Raw genomic sequence first — 15,683 nt, 5'->3', positions numbered from 1 at the left:
TGGACGGGGAATTGTGCTCCTGTCACCGCATTCCCCCGCCACTCGACGCTGCAGGCCGGACGAGAGAGGCCCAGCAGAGGTCAGTGCGCAGCCGCGCCGCCGAGCGGCTGGGTCCCGGATCTCCGCGCTCTAGCGAGCGCTGCGTCCGGGATGACGGAGATAGGGGTGCGCCGGTCGGAGGTCCGCTATGGGGGTCGCTTGCCGACCCAGACTTCGGCCCCAGGATAGGACTTATCCAGCATCCGGGAGCAATCACCCCCCACCCCCCACCTCCCCCGTTGACTCCCCACACCCCCTCCCGCACAACCCCTCCAACTCTCGCGGGAGAGACTCTGCCTCGGCCTACCGGCCAAAGCAGGGAGCCGAAGGCGCAACCGCCCCGGAAACGCTCAGGCAAAAGGACCGCGACGGGCTGATGAACGCTGGAAAGTTCTCGCGACGCCGCACGGCCTAGCGGGGCGCCGAAGGAGCAGGGGACGCCGCCAACCAACGGCGCGTCCGAAATCTCTCAGGCCCAAAGGACAGCGGGGGCGCGCGACGTCGGAACACCCGTTCCGCCGCTCGCCGGATCGTCAGCCGAGGTCGCCCGCTTGTCCACTTCCGATACCGCCCTGAAGACCACCCCCCTGACCGACGCCCACATCGCGCTGGGCGCCCGCATGGTCCCGTTCGCCGGCTACACCATGCCCGTCCAGTACCCGATGGGCGTGATGGCCGAGCATCTGTGGACCCGCGAGCACGCCGGGCTGTTCGACGTCAGCCACATGGGCCAGGCGCGCCTGAAGGGCGTCTCGCCGCTGTCGGCCTTCGAGGAAATGGTCCCCGGCGACTACATCGGCCTGAAGCCCGGCAAGCAGAAGTACTCCGTCCTGCTGAACGCCAAGGGCGGCATCATAGACGACCTGATGGCCGGCCGCCCCACCGCCCCCGACGGCAGCGTGACCGACGGCCTGTTCGTGGTGGTCAACGGCGCCTGCAAGGACAACGACTTCAAGGTCATCGACGACGAGCTGGCCGGCCAGGTCGAGATCGTGCGCCTGGAAGACCGCGCCCTGATGGCGATCCAGGGCCCCGAGGCCGCCGCCGTCGTCCAGGCCCACGTGCCCGCCGCCGCCGACATGGTGTTCATGGACATCCGCGCCATGCCGGGCTTCGGGACCGACCTCATCATCTCGCGCTCGGGCTACACCGGCGAGGACGGCTACGAGATCTCGGTCCCCGCGTCCGAGGCGGTCCGCGTCTGGAACCTGCTGCTGGAAGACCCCCGCGTGAAGCCGATCGGCCTGGGCGCCCGCGACTCACTCCGCCTGGAGGCGGGCCTGCCGCTCTACGGCCACGACCTGGACGAGACCGTCAGCCCGGTCGAGGCGGGGCTCACCTTCGCCATCAACAAGAACCGCCGCGAACAGCGCGACTTCCCGGGCGCCGCGCGCATCGTCAAGGAACTGGCCGAGGGGACCACCCGCACGAAAGTCTGCCTGCGCGTTCTGGAAGGCGCCCCGGCCCGCGAGGGCGCCGAAGTGGCCGACGAGGCCGGAACCGTCATCGGCGTGGTCACCTCGGGCGGCCACTCCCCCTGCCTCAAGGCCGGCATCGCGCTGGCCTTCGTGCCCCCGGCCTTCAAGGCGGTCGGCACGAAGCTGAAAGTCATCGTCCGCGGCAAACCCCAATCCGCCGAAGTCGTCGCCTCCCCCTTCGTCCCCCACCGCTACGTGCGCAAGGTCTAGGCGATGAGCACTCCTGGCGCGTCAGCGCCGACAAAATTGAACCACGAACCACACGAACCACACGAACAGTGGCGCCAGGGTTCGCGACGCTGCAGCGGGCACGACCCGTTCGTGTCGTTCGTGTGGTTCGTGGTCAAAAAAGACAGCGCCTGCGGCGCACCCCAGACTCTCTAGGAGAATCCCAAATGCGCTTCACGAAAGATCACGAGTGGGTCGTCCTGCAGGGCGATGTGGCCACCGTCGGCATCACCGCCCACGCCGCCGAGCAGCTGGGCGACGTGGTGTTCGTCGAGACCCCCGAGGTGGGCAAGACCGTGAAGGCCGGCGACGCCTTCGCCGTGGTCGAGAGCGTCAAGGCGGCTTCGGATGTCTACGCCCCGATCTCGGGCGAAGTCATCGAAGCCAACCCCGAACTGGCCGCGGCCCCCGAGACCGTCAACGCCTCGGCCGAAGACGCCGGCTGGTTCGCCAAGGTGAAGCTCTCCGACCCCGCCGAATACGAAGCCCTCATGGACCGCGCCGCCTACGACGCCTTCCTGGCCACACAGTAAGCCGCGCGCAGCGCAAGAAAATCGAACCACGAAATACACGAAAGCACTCAGCACGCCTCCGACCCTTTTGTGTATTTCGTGTATTTCGTGGTTCCAAATTACAGCGCCTACGGCGCATTCGACCTAGCCGGATAGCTCCATGCGATACCTGCCCCTCACCCCATCCGACCGCGCCGAGATGCTGGCCGTCATCGGCGCGCCCGACATCGACGGCCTGTTCGTCGACGTGCCGCAGGCCGCGCGGCTGGCCGGCCCCGTCGACCTGCAGCCGCATGCCGGCGAACTCGAAGTCGAGCGCGAGCTCAGCGCCCTGGCGGCGATGAACCGGCCGGCCGGCGCCGGGCCGTTCTTCTGCGGGGCGGGCGCCTACAAGCACCACGTGCCGGCCACCGTCGACCACATCATCCAGCGGTCGGAGTTCCTCACCAGCTACACGCCCTACCAGCCCGAAATCGCCCAGGGCACGCTGCAGGTGCTGTTCGAGTTCCAGACCCAGGTGGCCGCGCTCACCGGCATGGATGTGGCCAACGCCTCCATGTACGACGGCTCGACCGCCTGCTCGGAAGCCGTGCTGATGGCCAAGCGCGTCAACCGGCGCGGCAAGGCGATCCTGTCGGGCGGGCTGCACCCGCACTACGCCGCCACCACCCAGACCATCGCGCATGCCGAGGGCATGGAGATCGTGCGGCTGCCCGCGGCCATCGACGCCGAGGCCGCCGTCATCGACGCCATCGACGACCAGACCGCCTGCGTCGTCGTCCAGACCCCCAACGTCTTCGGCGTCGTCACCGACGTCTCGAAGATCGCCGAGGCCGCCCACGCCAAGGGCGCCCTGCTGATCGTGGTGACGACCGAGGCCGTGTCGTTCGGCCTGCTGCGCTCGCCGGGCGAGATGGGCGCCGACATCGCCGTGGCCGAGGGCCAGTCGATCGGCAACGCCCTGAACTACGGCGGCCCGTACGTCGGCCTCTTCGCAGCTAAGGAAAAGCTGGTCCGCCAGATGCCCGGCCGCCTCTGCGGCGAGACCGTCGACGCCGACGGCCGCCGCGGCTACGTGCTGACCCTGTCCACCCGCGAGCAGCACATCCGCCGCGAGAAGGCGACGTCCAACATCTGCACCAACTCGGGCCTCTGCGCCCTGGCCTTCACGATCCACATGACCCTGATGGGCGGCGTGGGGCTGCAGCAGCTGGCGCGGATCAACCACGCCAAGGCGCGCGAGCTGAAGGCCGCCGTCGAGGGCGCGGGGATCGAGGTGCTGACGCCCCGGTTCTTCAACGAGATCGCCGTCCGCGTGAAGGGCTCGGCCGCCGCGCTGGTCGACGACCTGCTGGGCCAGGGCATCGTCGCCGGGGTCCCCTACTCGCGCCTCGATCCGCACGCCGGCCTGGACGACGTCCTGCTGCTGGCCGCGACCGAAACCACCACCTCCGAAGACATCGCCGCGCTCGCGGCCGCGCTGAAGGCCGCCTGATCATGACCATGCAGAACGTTGGCCGCCCCACCCGCCCCGAAGGCTCCGCGGAGAGCGCGGGCTTCCAGTCGCTGACCGGCGGCCGGGGCCTGCTCCAGGACGAGCCGCTGATCTTCGAACTCGACGGCTGGACGAAGACCGGCGTCGACCTGCCCGAGCCTGAAGCCGACGCCTCGGACCTAGCCGGCCTGACCCGCGCGGGCCTCGAGCTCCCCGGCCTCTCCGAGCCCGAGACGATGCGCCACTACGTGCGCCTCTCCCAGAAGAACCACGCGATCGACCTGGCGCTCTATCCGCTGGGCTCGTGCACCATGAAGCACAACCCGCGCCTCAACGAAAAAGCCGCCCGCCTGGCCGGCTTTGCGGATCTCCACCCGCTGGCGCCGGTCGGCGCGACGCAGGGCGCGCTCGAGCTGATGGACCGCCTCTCGCACTGGCTGAAGACGCTGACCGGCATGCCTGCCGTCGCTCTGTCGCCCAAGGCCGGCGCCCACGGCGAGCTCTGCGGCCTGCTCTGCATCAAGGCCGCCCACGAGGCCGCCGGCCAGGGCCACCGCCGCACCGTCCTGGTCCCCACCTCGGCCCACGGCACCAACCCCGCCACCGCCGCCTTCGTAGGTTATAACGTAACAGAAATCGCCCAGACCCCCGACGGCCGCGTCGACCTGGCCGACCTCGAGGCCAAGCTCGGCGACCACGTCGCCGCGATCATGGTCACGAACCCCAACACCTGCGGCCTGTTCGAGCGGGACATCCTGGACATCAGCCGCCTGACCCACGCCGCCGGCGCGTATTTCTACTGCGACGGGGCCAACTTCAACGCCATCGTCGGCCGCGTGCGGCCGGGCGACCTGGGCGTCGACGCGATGCACATCAACCTGCACAAGACCTTCTCCACGCCCCACGGCGGCGGCGGGCCGGGTGCGGGGCCGGTGGTCCTGTCGCAGGCCCTGGCGGCCTTCGCGCCGGCCCCCTGGGTGGTCTCCGGACCCGACGGCCTGCGCCTGGTCGAGGAGGCCGTGGACGAGGCCGCCAGCGCCTTCGGCCGCATGAGCGCCTTCCACGGCCAGATGGGCATGTTCGTCCGCGCCTACGCCTACATGCGCAGCCACGGCGCGGACGGCCTGCGCCAGGTCGCCGAGGACGCGGTGCTGAACGCCAACTATATCAAGGCCAGCCTGTCGGACGTCATGACGCCGGCCTTCCCCGACGGTCCGTGCATGCACGAAGCCCTGTTCGACGACAGCTGGTTGGACGGTACGGGGGTCACCACGCTCGACTTCGCCAAGGCGATGATCGACGAGGGCTTCCACCCGATGACCATGTACTTCCCGCTGGTCGTGCATGGCGCGATGCTGATCGAGCCGACCGAGACCGAGTCCAAGCGCGAGCTGGATCGCTTCTGCCACGCGCTGCGGTCTTTGGCCGCAACGGCCAAGCTTGGCGACGTGGAGCGGTTCAAGAACGCGCCGCACCTGGCCCCGCTGCGCCGGCTGGATGAGACCCTGGCGGCCCGCAAGCCCAAGCTCACCTGGCGCCCGGAATTCCCGGCGAATCAATAGGAAACCGACGCCGGCTCGTACGGCCAAGCTTCGAAAGCGCGGTACTTTGACGACGGCCGTGTGACGATCGCGTGGCGCATGGGCCGCGCAGGTGTGGCGCCTTTGCCATCAGCGGGCGAATACCAGCGCGTGAGCAAAATTTAACGGCACGGCGTCTTTACGATTCCCGGCTACGTACGCATATGGGGTTTGTGACGGCGGGACCTCCCCGCTCTGCCGCACGCCCCCCAGGACTATCCAAGTGTCTTTCGCCATGCCCTCTTTGCGCGTCTACCGCGCCACGGACGACTTCGCGCGCGAAGTTGCCATCCGCATCAAGCGGACGGGCATGGTGCTGCTTGGGTTCGCCATCATCGCCGCCGGCGTCCTGATCGCGCCCCTGCCGGGTCCCGGTGGGATCCCCGTGATCGTGGTCGGCCTGATGATCGTCCTGCGCAACTCGTTCAAGGCGCGCCGCCAGTTCGTGAAGCTGCATCGGGCGCATCCCCGGATGCTGTCGCCGATCCGCCGCCTGCTGCGCCGCGACCCCGAGTTCATGCCGATCTTCTATCACCAGACCCTGCGGGTGGAGCGGATCCTGCTGCCGCGCCGCATCCGGTTCGTGAAGAACGTCCGCCGCTCGTTCCGCCGCCGGTAGCCATCCGCGCGACGGACCCCGGTTCACGCCGGTCCTGCTTGATTCTCACCGGCTTCGCTCCTTGGCGAGGCAGCGTGGTTCGTCGCCGCCGCGTCCAGAAGGGCGCGCCAGGACAATGCCACGCGGGATCAGGCAGGGTGTCCCCTGCGGCGTGACGGCGGATGGGTCATGGCACAAACGGGGAAACGTCCACGAACCCCACAACGGCCGGGAACAGTCCGGAGTGGCGCATCTTCCCCAGGTCGAGCGCCGCGGATGATCAGGCGATTGTGGGGTCCGTGGACAGGTCACTGACGCGCGGACATTCCCCAACGCCGCGCGTCCGACCTTTGGGTCGCCATCTCCGGGTGCAGGAGTACGCGACGACCCGATCTCGATAGCGTGCCTGAACGAAAGGGACACCGGGTCCGCCCCGGAACCACGTGGCACATCAAACAGGTCGACCCGCCCGGTTCAGAACCGTCGGTCTGAACCGGACTCTCTTCAGGCTATTGCAGTTTCCCCGCGAGTTGGGCGATCGCCGAGTCGATCAGCGGATCCGACTTGGCGCTGGCCAGCCTTTGGGCCAGCACGTGTTCGGTTGCGCGAGCGGCAAGGTCGATAGCCGCGGTGCGGACCTGGGCCGCCGCCTCAGCCTCGGCGGCCTCAATCCGCCGCTCGGCCAGCCGCGTGCGCAACGCAAGTTCTTCTTCAAGCTTGGCCCGGGCGTCTTCCGCGACGCGACGCGCCTGATCCACAGCGGCTTCCATGACCGCCTTGGACTGCGCCTCGGCCTCGGCGCTCTGACGCTGGATGTCGGCCAGCAGGGCTTCAGCCTCGGCACGGATACGCGCGGCCTCGTCGAGGTCGGCGCGGATCTTGTCAGCCTTGGAATCGAGGGACGCCGCGGCCATGCGGAAGGCGCCAGCCATCATCAGGATGAGGAGGAAGATGACCAGGCCTACGCCGACCCAGAGTTCCGGGTTGGCCAGATTCCAAAGCTCGGCTTCAAAAAACGCAGGCATCGTTTACCCCTGGCTCTTCACCGCGCCGGCGATCATGTCGCGCGGAGGGGGGAAGCCGGTCAGTTTCTCGAGCATGGCTTCGGCCGCCTCGGTGGCGACCGTAGTCAGCTGTTCCATTGCAGCGTCGCGAGCGGCCCGAATGCGGGCGTCCGCCTCCGCCTGCTTGGCCGACAACTGGGAATCCAGTTCGGCCTTGCGGGCGGCGGTCTCGGCGGCGGCCTTCGCCACGGCTTCGGTCGCCAGACGGCGGGCCTCGGCGCGGGCGTCGTCCAGGCCGCGCCTGGCGGCGGAGGCCTGGGCGTCGGCCTCGGCCTGCACGGCCTTGGCGCTGGTGATGGCGCCCTGGATCGTCGCGGTCCGCTCGTCCAGCACGCGGCGCATGCGGGGCGCAAAGACCTTGGACATCAACACGTAGAGCGCGACGAACAGGATCAACAGGTACGCGATCTGCCCGGCCCAGTGTTCGAACTGGAACTGCGGCAGACCCGCGCTGTGTTCCGCTCCGGTGGCGGCCCCATGAGCCTCACCGGCCGCGTGGGCCGCATTGGCGTCTGGAGCGACCACGTGGGTCGCGGAATCGGATTCTACGGCCATTCGAGGGCTCCGAAGTCAGAAGTATGCGCGGGCGAGGCCCGCGCCGGCGTCTCGGTGGATCAGCCGTACTTCAGCAGGATGCCCAGCACGAACGCCAGAATGCCGAGCGCTTCGGCCAGCGCGGCGCCGACGAAGAGGTTGCCGATCTGGCTGGCCGCCGCCGACGGGTTGCGCAGAGCGCCCGACAGGAAGTTGCCGAAGATGTTGCCGACGCCGATACCGGCGCCAATCATGCCGAGGGTCGCAAGGCCGGCGCCGATTTGCTTAGCCGCATCGAGTTCCATGGATGTGTTCTCGTCCTAGAGTGAGTTTGAAGGGCGGATCAGTGACCGTGGCCGAGGTTGACCACGTCGTTGAGGTAGATGCAGGTCAGCACCGCGAAGACGAAAGCCTGCAGGAACGCCACCAGGCATTCCAGCGCCGTCAGGGCGACCACCATGCTGAGCGCCAGCGCCGCGCCAGGGATGCCGAGGAAGCCCAGGCCACCACCGGCGGCAAGCGCGCCGAGCGTGACAACAAACCCGGCGAAGACCTTCAGGGCGACGTGGCCGCCCAGCATGTTGCCGAAGAGACGAAGGGCCAACGTGACCGGACGCAGCAGGAACGAGACAAACTCGATCAGCACGATGACCGGCAGCAGCACGATCGGTACGCCTGACGGCACGAAGAGCTTGAAGAAGCCGAGGCCATGGCGAAGGAAGCCGATGCCGATCACCAGAGCGATAGTCATCAGGCCCAGGGTCGCCGTGACCGCCAACTGCGACGTCACCGTGAAGGTGAGCATCAGGCCCAGCACGTTCATCGCCAGGATGAACATGAACAGGGTAAACACGAACGGGAAGAACTTGCGACCTTCGTGTCCGATGATGGATTCCGACAGATTGTCGATCATCCCGAACAGGGTCTCGCCCACGGACTGAAGGCGACCCGGGACGACCTGCATGCGCGAGGTGGCCAGCGTCATAAAGCCCACCACGCCCGCGAACGCGATGGTCATGGCCAGATGCGAATTGGTGAACGCCAGTTCGGAGCGCCCGAACAGCGGAAGGTTCACGACGCCGAAGTCGACGAGCTTTTCGATCTGGAACTGATGGATCGGATCGGCCATCGGCCCTAAGGCTCCTCGTCGTCGTCGAACGGAACCGACGGTAGCGGTTCCGATCCCTGCTTCGCCAGCGCCATGAGGCGGTTGGCCGTTCTCCGCGCCATCCAGATCGACAGGGCAAATCCAAGAAGGACTCCCCCGATCAACCCCCACGGCGTGGTGTTGAGCACCCGATCCACGATGAACCCCGCAGCCAACCCCACCAGCACACCGCCGATCAATTCGGCAATGATGCGGTACGCTTGGCTTACAGCCTGCTCACCGGCATGCGACGTCGTCGGACGCTGGGTCCGGGCCCCTAGAGCGGCCGCTCGTTCATCGAGGCGCTTGATCGCCTCTTCGCGCGCGTCGTTATCAGGAGCCATCAACGTGCAATACGGGTTTCGGGGAAGCGTTAGCCCGCCCCGGCTTGATCGCGGCGGAACCTATAGGCGGTGGGTGCAAGCGTCAAGGCTGTGCACGCACGGTCTATCCGATTGTTTTAATTCATAAAACTGACCTTACGATAAGATGCCGCCAAAAGCGGCGAGGCGTCGCGACCTATTGAGCCGCCATAGCCTCGGCTTGCCGCAGATCCACCGACACAAGTTGCGAGACACCGCGCTCGGCCATGGTGACGCCGAACAGCCGGTCGGTCCGCGCCATGGTCACCGGGTTGTGGGTGATGACGATGAAGCGGGTCTCGGTGCGGCGGCACATCTCGTCAACCATGTTGCAGAAGCGGTCGACGTTGGCGTCGTCGAGAGGGGCGTCCACTTCGTCCAGCACGCAGATGGGAGCCGGCTGGGCCAGGAAGACCGCGAAGATCAGCGCCGAGGCGGTCAGCGCCTGCTCGCCGCCGCTCATCAGGCTCATGGTGGCCATGCGCTTGCCGGGCGGGCACGCGTAGATCTCGAGACCGGCCTCGAGGGGATCGTCCGATTCGACCAGCCGCAGTTCGGCCTGGCCGCCCTGGAACAGGGTCTCGAACAGCGTCTTGAAGTGCTCGTTGATGACGCCGAACGCGGCGGTCAGCCGCTCGCGGCCCTCGTGGTTCAGTTCGTCGATACCCTGGCGCAGGCGCGCGATGGCGCCGGACAGGTCGGTGCGCTCGACATTCATCGCTTCGAGGCGTCCGGCCAGCTCCCCGGCCTCTTCCTCGGCGCGCAGATTCACCGGGCCGATTCCCTCGCGCTGGCGCTCCAGGTTGAAGAGGTGGGCCTCCATGCCGTCGGCGTCGGCGGGAATCGCCACGGCCTCGTCGGCGAGCTGCTTCGCCAACGCTTCGGGCTCGACCCGGGCGGCCTCGCGGATGTTGGCCGAGACCTCCTGGAGACGCTGGGCGGCCGCCTCGGAGTGGGCTGCGAAACTGGCCCGCAGCTCGCGGGCTTCGGACGCCGCGGCCTCGGTGGCGCGCAGGCCGCGGTCGGCGTCGGCCCGCTCGCGCTCGGCGGCGGCCAGGGCGTCGGAGGTCTTGGCGCGGCGGGCCTCGGCGGCGGCGAGCTCGTCCAGCAGCGCGACCTTGCGGGTCTCCAGGGTGGACGGCGCGTCCTGGGCGGCGGCCAGCGCGGCGTGGGCCTTGGCTCGGGCGTCGTCCAGTTGGCTCACACGCTTCAGCGCGGCGCCGGCGCGGCGCGTCCAATCCTCGTGCTCGCGGGCCAGGGTCTCGAGCCGGCGGGCGCGGCCGTCGCGTTCACGGATCTCCATTTCATAGGCCGAGCGCGCCTGGGCGGCGGCCTCGCGCGCGGGCCCGGCGGCGGCGCGCGCGGCGGACAGGCGTTCGGCCAGGTCGCCGCCCTGGGTCTCGCCAACCGCCTCCGCCATCACCGCCGCCAGCTGGCCCTCATGCTCGGCGAGCTCGGTCTCGAACCGACCGATCAGGTCGTCCAGAGACGCCGCGCGGGCCTCCTTGAGGGCGGCCTCGCGGTCGAGCCGCTCCAGCGCGGTGCGGGCCTGGGCCGCGCGCTGCTCCAGCGCCGGCGGCTCGCGCCGGGCGGCGCGCAGGGTCTCGTCGGCGGCGCGGACGCGGGCCATCGCGGCGGTGGCGGCCTCGCGGGCGCTCTTCGCCTTGGGCTCCAGGCCCTCGATCTCGGTTTCAACCTCGGCCAGGCGGGTCTTCTGTTCCAGCCGGATCGCGGCCGGCTTCGGCGCCTCGGCCCGCGCCGTGAAACCGTCCCAGCGCCACAGGTCGCCCTCCTTGGACACCAGGCGAGCCCCGGGAGTCAGCTGCGTCTGAAGCCGGTCGCCGTCGGCGCGGTCCACCAGCCCGACATAGGCCAGCCGCGCGGCCAGGGCGCCCGGAACCTTCACCAGCCCGCCCAGCGGGGTCACGCCATCCGGCCACTTGGGCGCCGGCGCCTCCCGGCCGCCCCAGTGCGCCGGCGCCGCCGGGTCGAGCGACGCGTCCAGGTCGTCGCCAAACGCGGCGGCCAGGGCGGCTTCGTAGCCCCGGTCGGGCGCGACCGAATCCAGGGCCGGAGCGAAACCGCCCCGCTTGGCCTGGGCCACCAGTCCGGCCAGCGCGCGCGCCTCGGCGGTCAGGCGACCCAGCTGCTCTTCCTGTTTGCGCGCGATCTCACGGGCAGCGACCTCGGCCTCGGTGGCCTTGGTCCGTTCGTCTTCGGCGGCGTCAAGCGCCGCACGGGCGGCGGCCAGCGCGGCCTCGGCCTCGTCCAGGGCGGCCCTGGCGGCGTGGGCCTGCGGGTTCAGCGCCGGGCCTAGGGCCTCGCGCTCGTGCTTGGCCTGGTCCAGCGCGCGGCGAGTGCGGGCGACGCGGGTCTGGGCCTCTTCGACCCGGGCCTGTGCGGCGCGACGCTGGGCTTCTTGCGCCGCCAGCTCGCCGGCCAGACGCTCGACCTCGGCGTCGGCGGCGGCGCGGGCGGCCTCGGCGGCGCGGGCGGCGGCTTCCAGTTCCGGTCCCCGCTCGGGCGCCGCGGCGATCTGGCCCTGCAGCGCCTCGAGGTCGTCGGCCAGGCGCTTCAGGGCGACCTCGGCGTCCTCGGTGATGTGGGCCTCGCGGGCGCGGTCGGCGTCGATCCGCTCGACGTCGCCGGTCAGCCGGGCGAGTTCGGCGGCGTAGGCCTCTTCCTCGCGGTCGAGGCGGTCCTTGTCGATGGCGAGCTTGTGCAGGATGGCGGCGGCGACGGTCTCGGCCTCGCGCAGCGGCTTCAAGGCCGCCTCGGCCTCGGCCGCCCGCGTGGTGGCCGCCGCGGCGGCGCGCGCCGTCTCTTCGACCGCCCGGATCGCGGCGTTGGCCTCGGCGCGCAGGCGCTCGGCCGCGGCCTTCGCCTCGTTCCACTTGGCGACCAGCACCGCGCCCTGCAGCGCGCGGATCTCGGCCGACAGCTTCCTGTAGCGCTCAGCCTGGCGCGCCTCGCGCTTCAACCGGCCGAGATTGGCTTCCAGCTCCTGGGCCACGTCGTCCAGGCGGGTGAGGTTGGTCTCGGCGGCGCGTAGCCGCAGTTCGGCCTCGTGCCGACGCGAGTGCAGGCCCGAGACGCCCGCCGCCTCTTCCAGGATCAACCGGCGGTTCTGCGGCTTGGCGGCGATCAGCTCGGAGATCTGGCCCTGGCGGACCAGGGCCGGCGAGTTCGAACCGGTCGAGGCGTCGGCGAACAGCAACTGGACGTCGCGGGCGCGGACCTCGCGGCCGTTGATCTTGTAGGTCGAGCCGGCCCCGCGATCGATGCGCCGGACCACCTCGATCACCGGGTGGTCGTTGAATGCCGCCGGCGCGCGGCGGTCGGCGTTGTCGATGGTGAGCGAGACCTCCGCGTGGTTGCGCCCAGGCCGGTTGCCCGATCCGGCGAAGATCACGTCGTCCATGCCGCCCGCGCGCATCGCCTTGGCGGAGTTGGCGCCCATCACCCAGCGCAGCGCCTCGAGCAGGTTTGATTTCCCGCAGCCGTTCGGCCCGACGATGCCCGTGAGTCCAGGTTCGATCCGGAACTCGGTCGGATCGACGAAGGACTTGAAGCCCGCGAGCCTGAGGCGCTGGAAGTGCACGGCCGGCTAGCGCCTCCCGCCCGTCTTGCCCGCAGGAGCGGCTTTCAACGCCTGGGCGATGGCGGCGTCCAATTGGGGCAGGGTCGGTGTTCCCGGGGTGGAGATCGGCACGCCGTTGATGAAGAACGCGGGCGTGCCGCTGACCTTGTCGACCTTGGTGGCATACTCGAGGCGGGCCTCCAGCGCGGCCGAGGCCTTCTCATCCACGAGGCAGGCCTCGAACTGCGGCTCGGTGATGCCGTTGGCCTGGGCGATCTCGAGGAAGATCGGCTTGATCGGCGCACCGGGCTTCCAGCGCGACTGGCTCTTGAACACCTGGTCGACGACCTGGAAGTAGCGCGTCCCGCCGTTGCAGCGCGCCATCAGGAAGCCGGCCGCCGCCACATTGGCCGGAGCCGTCAGCAGTTCGCGGATCGTGAAGTAGACTTGGCCCGTGTCGATGTACTTGGCCTTGAACGCCGGGAAGACCTCGTCATGGAAGTGCGCGCAATGCGGGCAGGTGAGCGAGAGGTACTCGACCACGTGCACCGGCGCGGTGGGCTTGCCCAGGTTCATGTCGCCGGGCGCAGCCTTGATAGCCGCCCCCGCCCCAGGCGCGACGACGAGCGCTGCGCCGGCGGCGGCGCCCGCAATCGCGTCGCGTCGGGTCAGCCGGGTCATTTCTTGGACGCAGCGGCCACGGCGGCGTCGAGCTCTTCCATGGTCATCTCGCCCTCTTTCACCTTCTTGCCATTGAAGATGAAGGTGGGCGTGGAACTGATGTTGGCCGACTTGATCGCCTTCTCGACGCGGGCGTTCAGGGCGGTGGCGGCCTTCTCGTCGGAAACGCAGGCGTTGAACTGGGCCTCGGTCATGCCAGCAGACTGCGCCACCTTCAGCAGCGTGCCGCGCGCATCGCCCGTGCGGAACATCTCCTCCTGGCTGTGGAAGAGGGCGTCGATGACGCTGAAGTACTTGTCCTTGCCGGCGCAGCGGGCGGTCAGGAAGCCGGCGGCGGCGATCGCTTCGGGAGGGGTGAGGAACTCATGGAAGGTGTACTTCACCTTGCCCGTGTCGATGTACTTGGCCTTGAACGCCGGGAAGACATCGACGGCGAAGCGGCCGCAATGGCTGCAGGTGGTGGAGGCGTATTCCTCCATGTGCACGGGCGCATCGGCCCTGCCCATGGTCATGGCGTCGGGCGAAGCGCCGCCGGCGCCGCCGCCCTGGTTGCAGCTGGCCAGCGTCAGGGCCGCGCCGGCAACGGCGGCGACCATCAGGAGGCGACGGCTGAGATTCGACATCGAGGACCTTCCGGAGGTTCTGAACAAAGGATTAAAGCGCGATTCCCGCCCCCTGCGAGACTCCCTCTCCGAGAGAGGCGGCGGGCACATGCCGATGCGACCGCGGCGGTTGTGTGTCAACCTTGGCCATGGCGTTTCAGAACGCCGCGCCCCAGCGCCAGCAGCGCGTCCTTGAGCTTGCCGTCGGGGGCTTCGGCGAGACCGTCCCTTAGCTGGGCCTCCAGAGCCGCGTCCAGCGGCATGGATCGGCGGCGCGTCGGGGCCGGCGGCTCGACCCGCTGCAGCGGCGGGCCCTGCACGATGCGCAACTTCTGAACCGCCTCTGCGCCCAGGAACAGGTTCACCCGCGCCAGGATCTCATGGGCCTTGTGCTGGATGATCGCCGCGGCGGGCCCCGCCACACGGATCTCCAGCGACGAAGGCGCCCCGTTGCGGCCCCGCACCAACTTCACCGGCTCGGTCCGGCGCGCGATCTCCTCGCCCACCACCTCGCGCCAGCGGGCCGTCAGCGCGCCCGCGCCCTGGCCGTACTTGGCGTCCAGCTCCTTCACGAAACGGCCCAGCCCGCGGCCGGCCGGCGGCGGCGGGCGATGCTGCGGCCTCGTCCGCTTGGTCGCGAGGATCAGGCGGGCTTCCTCGAGGGTCGGCAGGGGTCGACGGCGGGACACGGGCCACCCTACCGCGACGGGGCGACGGGTGGTAGGCGGGTGCGGTGACGCACGACACCCTACGCGCCCAGCTTCTCGCCTGGTATGACGCCAACGCCCGCGACCTGCCCTGGCGCGTTGGGCCCGCGGATCATGCCGTAGGTGTGCGCGCCGACCCCTATCGCGTCTGGCTGTCCGAGGTGATGCTGCAGCAGACCACCGTGCCGCACGCCGCGCCCTACTTCCTGAAGTTCCTGTCCCTCTGGCCGACGGTCTCGGATCTCGCCGCGGCGCCCGATGGCGAGGTGATGGCCGCCTGGGCGGGGCTCGGCTACTACGCCCGCGCCCGCAACCTTCTGGCCTGCGCCCGGGCGGTGGCTGGTCGCCACGGCGGCGTCTTCCCGGACACGGAGAAAGGCCTACGCGCCCTGCCCGGTCTCGGGCCCTATACGGCGGCGGCGGTGGGCGCGATCGCCTTCGATCTTCCCACCAACGTCGTCGACGGCAATGTCGAGCGGGTGATGTCGCGGCTGTTCGCGGTGGAGACGCCGCTACCCGACGCCAAGCCCGAGCTGAAGCGGCTGGCGGCCGGCCTGGTCCGCGACCAGCGGCCCGGCGACTGGGCGCAGGCCTTGATGGACCTGGGTGCGACGGTTTGCCGACCGAAGGCGCCGCTCTGCGACCGCTGCCCGATCTCGGCGCATTGCGCAGGCCTAGCGACCGGTGCGCCCGAGTCCTACCCGCGCAAGACGCCCAAGGCGGTCCGCCCTCATCGGCACGGCGTGGCCTATGTGCTGACCCGCGGCGACCAGGTCGCCCTGGTGCGCCGCCCGCCCAAGGGCCTGCTGGGCGGCATGCTGGCGCTGCCCACGACCGACTGGCGGGCCGAGCGGTGGACCGACGACGAGGCGATCCGGCACGCCCCCGTAGCCGCCGACTGGCGGGCCGTGGGCGAGGTGGAGCACGGCTTCACGCACTTCACCCTGACGCTGCGCCTGCTACGGGCCGAAGGAGATGGCCACGGCGTGATCTGGAGTCCCCGCCGCGACCTCGACGCCCTGCCCAGCGTGTTCCTGAAGGCGGCGCGGGCCGGGCTGGCGACGCTGCTCTGAAGG

The 15,683-nt window shown here is 69.7% G+C and carries 15 protein-coding genes and 1 riboswitch; of the genes, 6 read left to right on the top strand and 9 right to left on the bottom strand.

Translation table 11 applies throughout. From position 1 onward, the window contains the following. The first annotated feature begins 311 nt into the window (after positions 1-311). Positions 312-415: riboswitch (glycine riboswitch) on the top strand. A gap of 175 nt (positions 416-590) precedes the next feature. From gcvT to ACQ66R_RS17235, 5 genes are all read left to right on the top strand, one after another. After that, on the top strand, positions 591-1,727 hold the full coding sequence (gene gcvT / locus ACQ66R_RS17255) for a glycine cleavage system aminomethyltransferase GcvT (protein WP_430423926.1): 1,137 nt from the start codon (positions 591-593) through the stop codon (positions 1,725-1,727). 185 nt (positions 1,728-1,912) lie between these two features. Beyond that, positions 1,913-2,278: a glycine cleavage system protein GcvH gene (gcvH, locus tag ACQ66R_RS17250; RefSeq protein ID WP_430423925.1), complete on the top strand. Its 366-nt coding sequence runs from the start codon at positions 1,913-1,915 to the stop codon at positions 2,276-2,278. Positions 2,279-2,417: 139 nt separating this feature from the next. Beyond that, the gene (gene gcvPA / locus ACQ66R_RS17245; protein WP_430423924.1) at positions 2,418-3,752 is read left to right on the top strand and encodes an aminomethyl-transferring glycine dehydrogenase subunit GcvPA; all 1,335 of its coding nucleotides are present in this window, start codon (positions 2,418-2,420) and stop codon (positions 3,750-3,752) included. A 2-nt stretch (positions 3,753-3,754) separates the two neighbouring features. Continuing rightward, positions 3,755-5,314 carry an aminomethyl-transferring glycine dehydrogenase subunit GcvPB gene (gene gcvPB, locus ACQ66R_RS17240; RefSeq protein WP_430423923.1) on the top strand — a complete coding sequence of 520 codons (1,560 nt, stop codon included), beginning with the start codon at positions 3,755-3,757 and terminating at the stop codon, positions 5,312-5,314. Positions 5,315-5,567: 253 nt separating this feature from the next. Next, a complete protein-coding gene (locus ACQ66R_RS17235; protein WP_430423922.1) occupies positions 5,568-5,951 on the top strand; it encodes a hypothetical protein in 384 nt (127 codons plus the stop codon). Positions 5,952-6,439: 488 nt separating this feature from the next. Here the strand turns inward: ACQ66R_RS17235 and ACQ66R_RS17230 are convergent, their stop codons facing one another. The 9 genes from ACQ66R_RS17230 to ACQ66R_RS17190 all read right to left on the bottom strand — a co-directional run bounded on the left by ACQ66R_RS17230 (position 6,440) and on the right by ACQ66R_RS17190 (position 14,589). Then, a complete protein-coding gene (locus ACQ66R_RS17230) occupies positions 6,440-6,955 on the bottom strand; it encodes an ATP F0F1 synthase subunit B (protein ID WP_430423921.1) in 516 nt (171 codons plus the stop codon). 3 nt (positions 6,956-6,958) lie between these two features. Beyond that, complete coding sequence (locus ACQ66R_RS17225) at positions 6,959-7,549, bottom strand: hypothetical protein (RefSeq protein WP_430423920.1); 591 nt, start codon at positions 7,547-7,549, stop codon at positions 6,959-6,961. A gap of 59 nt (positions 7,550-7,608) precedes the next feature. After that, positions 7,609-7,833: a F0F1 ATP synthase subunit C gene (locus ACQ66R_RS17220; protein WP_430423919.1), complete on the bottom strand. Its 225-nt coding sequence runs from the start codon at positions 7,831-7,833 to the stop codon at positions 7,609-7,611. Between the two features lie 38 nt (positions 7,834-7,871). Continuing rightward, positions 7,872-8,657: a F0F1 ATP synthase subunit A gene (locus ACQ66R_RS17215; RefSeq protein ID WP_430423918.1), complete on the bottom strand. Its 786-nt coding sequence runs from the start codon at positions 8,655-8,657 to the stop codon at positions 7,872-7,874. Between the two features lie 5 nt (positions 8,658-8,662). Beyond that, the gene (locus ACQ66R_RS17210; protein WP_430423917.1) at positions 8,663-9,019 is read right to left on the bottom strand and encodes an AtpZ/AtpI family protein; all 357 of its coding nucleotides are present in this window, start codon (positions 9,017-9,019) and stop codon (positions 8,663-8,665) included. Between the two features lie 175 nt (positions 9,020-9,194). Then, complete coding sequence (gene smc, locus ACQ66R_RS17205; RefSeq protein WP_430423916.1) at positions 9,195-12,638, bottom strand: chromosome segregation protein SMC; 3,444 nt, start codon at positions 12,636-12,638, stop codon at positions 9,195-9,197. Between the two features lie 6 nt (positions 12,639-12,644). Continuing rightward, positions 12,645-13,298: a DsbA family protein gene (locus ACQ66R_RS17200; RefSeq protein WP_430423915.1), complete on the bottom strand. Its 654-nt coding sequence runs from the start codon at positions 13,296-13,298 to the stop codon at positions 12,645-12,647. Continuing rightward, positions 13,295-13,921: a DsbA family protein gene (locus tag ACQ66R_RS17195; protein WP_430423914.1), complete on the bottom strand. Its 627-nt coding sequence runs from the start codon at positions 13,919-13,921 to the stop codon at positions 13,295-13,297. The genes ACQ66R_RS17200 and ACQ66R_RS17195 overlap by 4 nt, the downstream gene beginning before the upstream one ends. 116 nt (positions 13,922-14,037) lie before the next feature. Next, positions 14,038-14,589 (bottom strand): DUF721 domain-containing protein, encoded by a 552-nt coding sequence (locus ACQ66R_RS17190; RefSeq protein ID WP_430423913.1) that lies wholly within the window; start codon positions 14,587-14,589, stop codon positions 14,038-14,040. Between the two features lie 44 nt (positions 14,590-14,633). On the opposite strand from ACQ66R_RS17190, the gene mutY reads away from it, so the two are divergent. After that, positions 14,634-15,680, top strand: coding sequence for an A/G-specific adenine glycosylase (mutY, locus tag ACQ66R_RS17185; protein WP_430423912.1), 1,047 nt, complete (start codon positions 14,634-14,636; stop codon positions 15,678-15,680). Positions 15,681-15,683: the final 3 nt, after the last annotated feature.

Source organism: Phenylobacterium sp., from assembly GCF_965284355.1.
Taxonomy (GTDB): domain Bacteria; phylum Pseudomonadota; class Alphaproteobacteria; order Caulobacterales; family Caulobacteraceae; genus Phenylobacterium.
Note: the sequence above shows the minus strand (reverse complement) of the source record. Positions and strands in the feature narration are given on the sequence as shown.

What these genes read in the sequence shown, in the direction of transcription:
- gcvH (WP_430423925.1), top strand. Translation starts at nt 1,913, where the DNA reads ATGCGCTTCACGAAAGATCACGAGTGGGTCGTCCTGCAGGGCGATGTG.
- gcvPA (WP_430423924.1), top strand. Translation starts at nt 2,418, where the DNA reads ATGCGATACCTGCCCCTCACCCCATCCGACCGCGCCGAGATGCTGGCC.
- gcvPB (WP_430423923.1), top strand. Translation starts at nt 3,755, where the DNA reads ATGACCATGCAGAACGTTGGCCGCCCCACCCGCCCCGAAGGCTCCGCG.
- ACQ66R_RS17235 (WP_430423922.1), top strand. Translation starts at nt 5,568, where the DNA reads ATGCCCTCTTTGCGCGTCTACCGCGCCACGGACGACTTCGCGCGCGAA.
- ACQ66R_RS17230 (WP_430423921.1), bottom strand. Translation starts at nt 6,955, where the DNA reads ATGCCTGCGTTTTTTGAAGCCGAGCTTTGGAATCTGGCCAACCCGGAA.
- ACQ66R_RS17225 (WP_430423920.1), bottom strand. Translation starts at nt 7,549, where the DNA reads ATGGCCGTAGAATCCGATTCCGCGACCCACGTGGTCGCTCCAGACGCC.
- ACQ66R_RS17220 (WP_430423919.1), bottom strand. Translation starts at nt 7,833, where the DNA reads ATGGAACTCGATGCGGCTAAGCAAATCGGCGCCGGCCTTGCGACCCTC.
- ACQ66R_RS17215 (WP_430423918.1), bottom strand. Translation starts at nt 8,657, where the DNA reads ATGGCCGATCCGATCCATCAGTTCCAGATCGAAAAGCTCGTCGACTTC.
- ACQ66R_RS17210 (WP_430423917.1), bottom strand. Translation starts at nt 9,019, where the DNA reads ATGGCTCCTGATAACGACGCGCGCGAAGAGGCGATCAAGCGCCTCGAT.
- ACQ66R_RS17200 (WP_430423915.1), bottom strand. Translation starts at nt 13,298, where the DNA reads ATGACCCGGCTGACCCGACGCGACGCGATTGCGGGCGCCGCCGCCGGC.
- ACQ66R_RS17195 (WP_430423914.1), bottom strand. Translation starts at nt 13,921, where the DNA reads ATGTCGAATCTCAGCCGTCGCCTCCTGATGGTCGCCGCCGTTGCCGGC.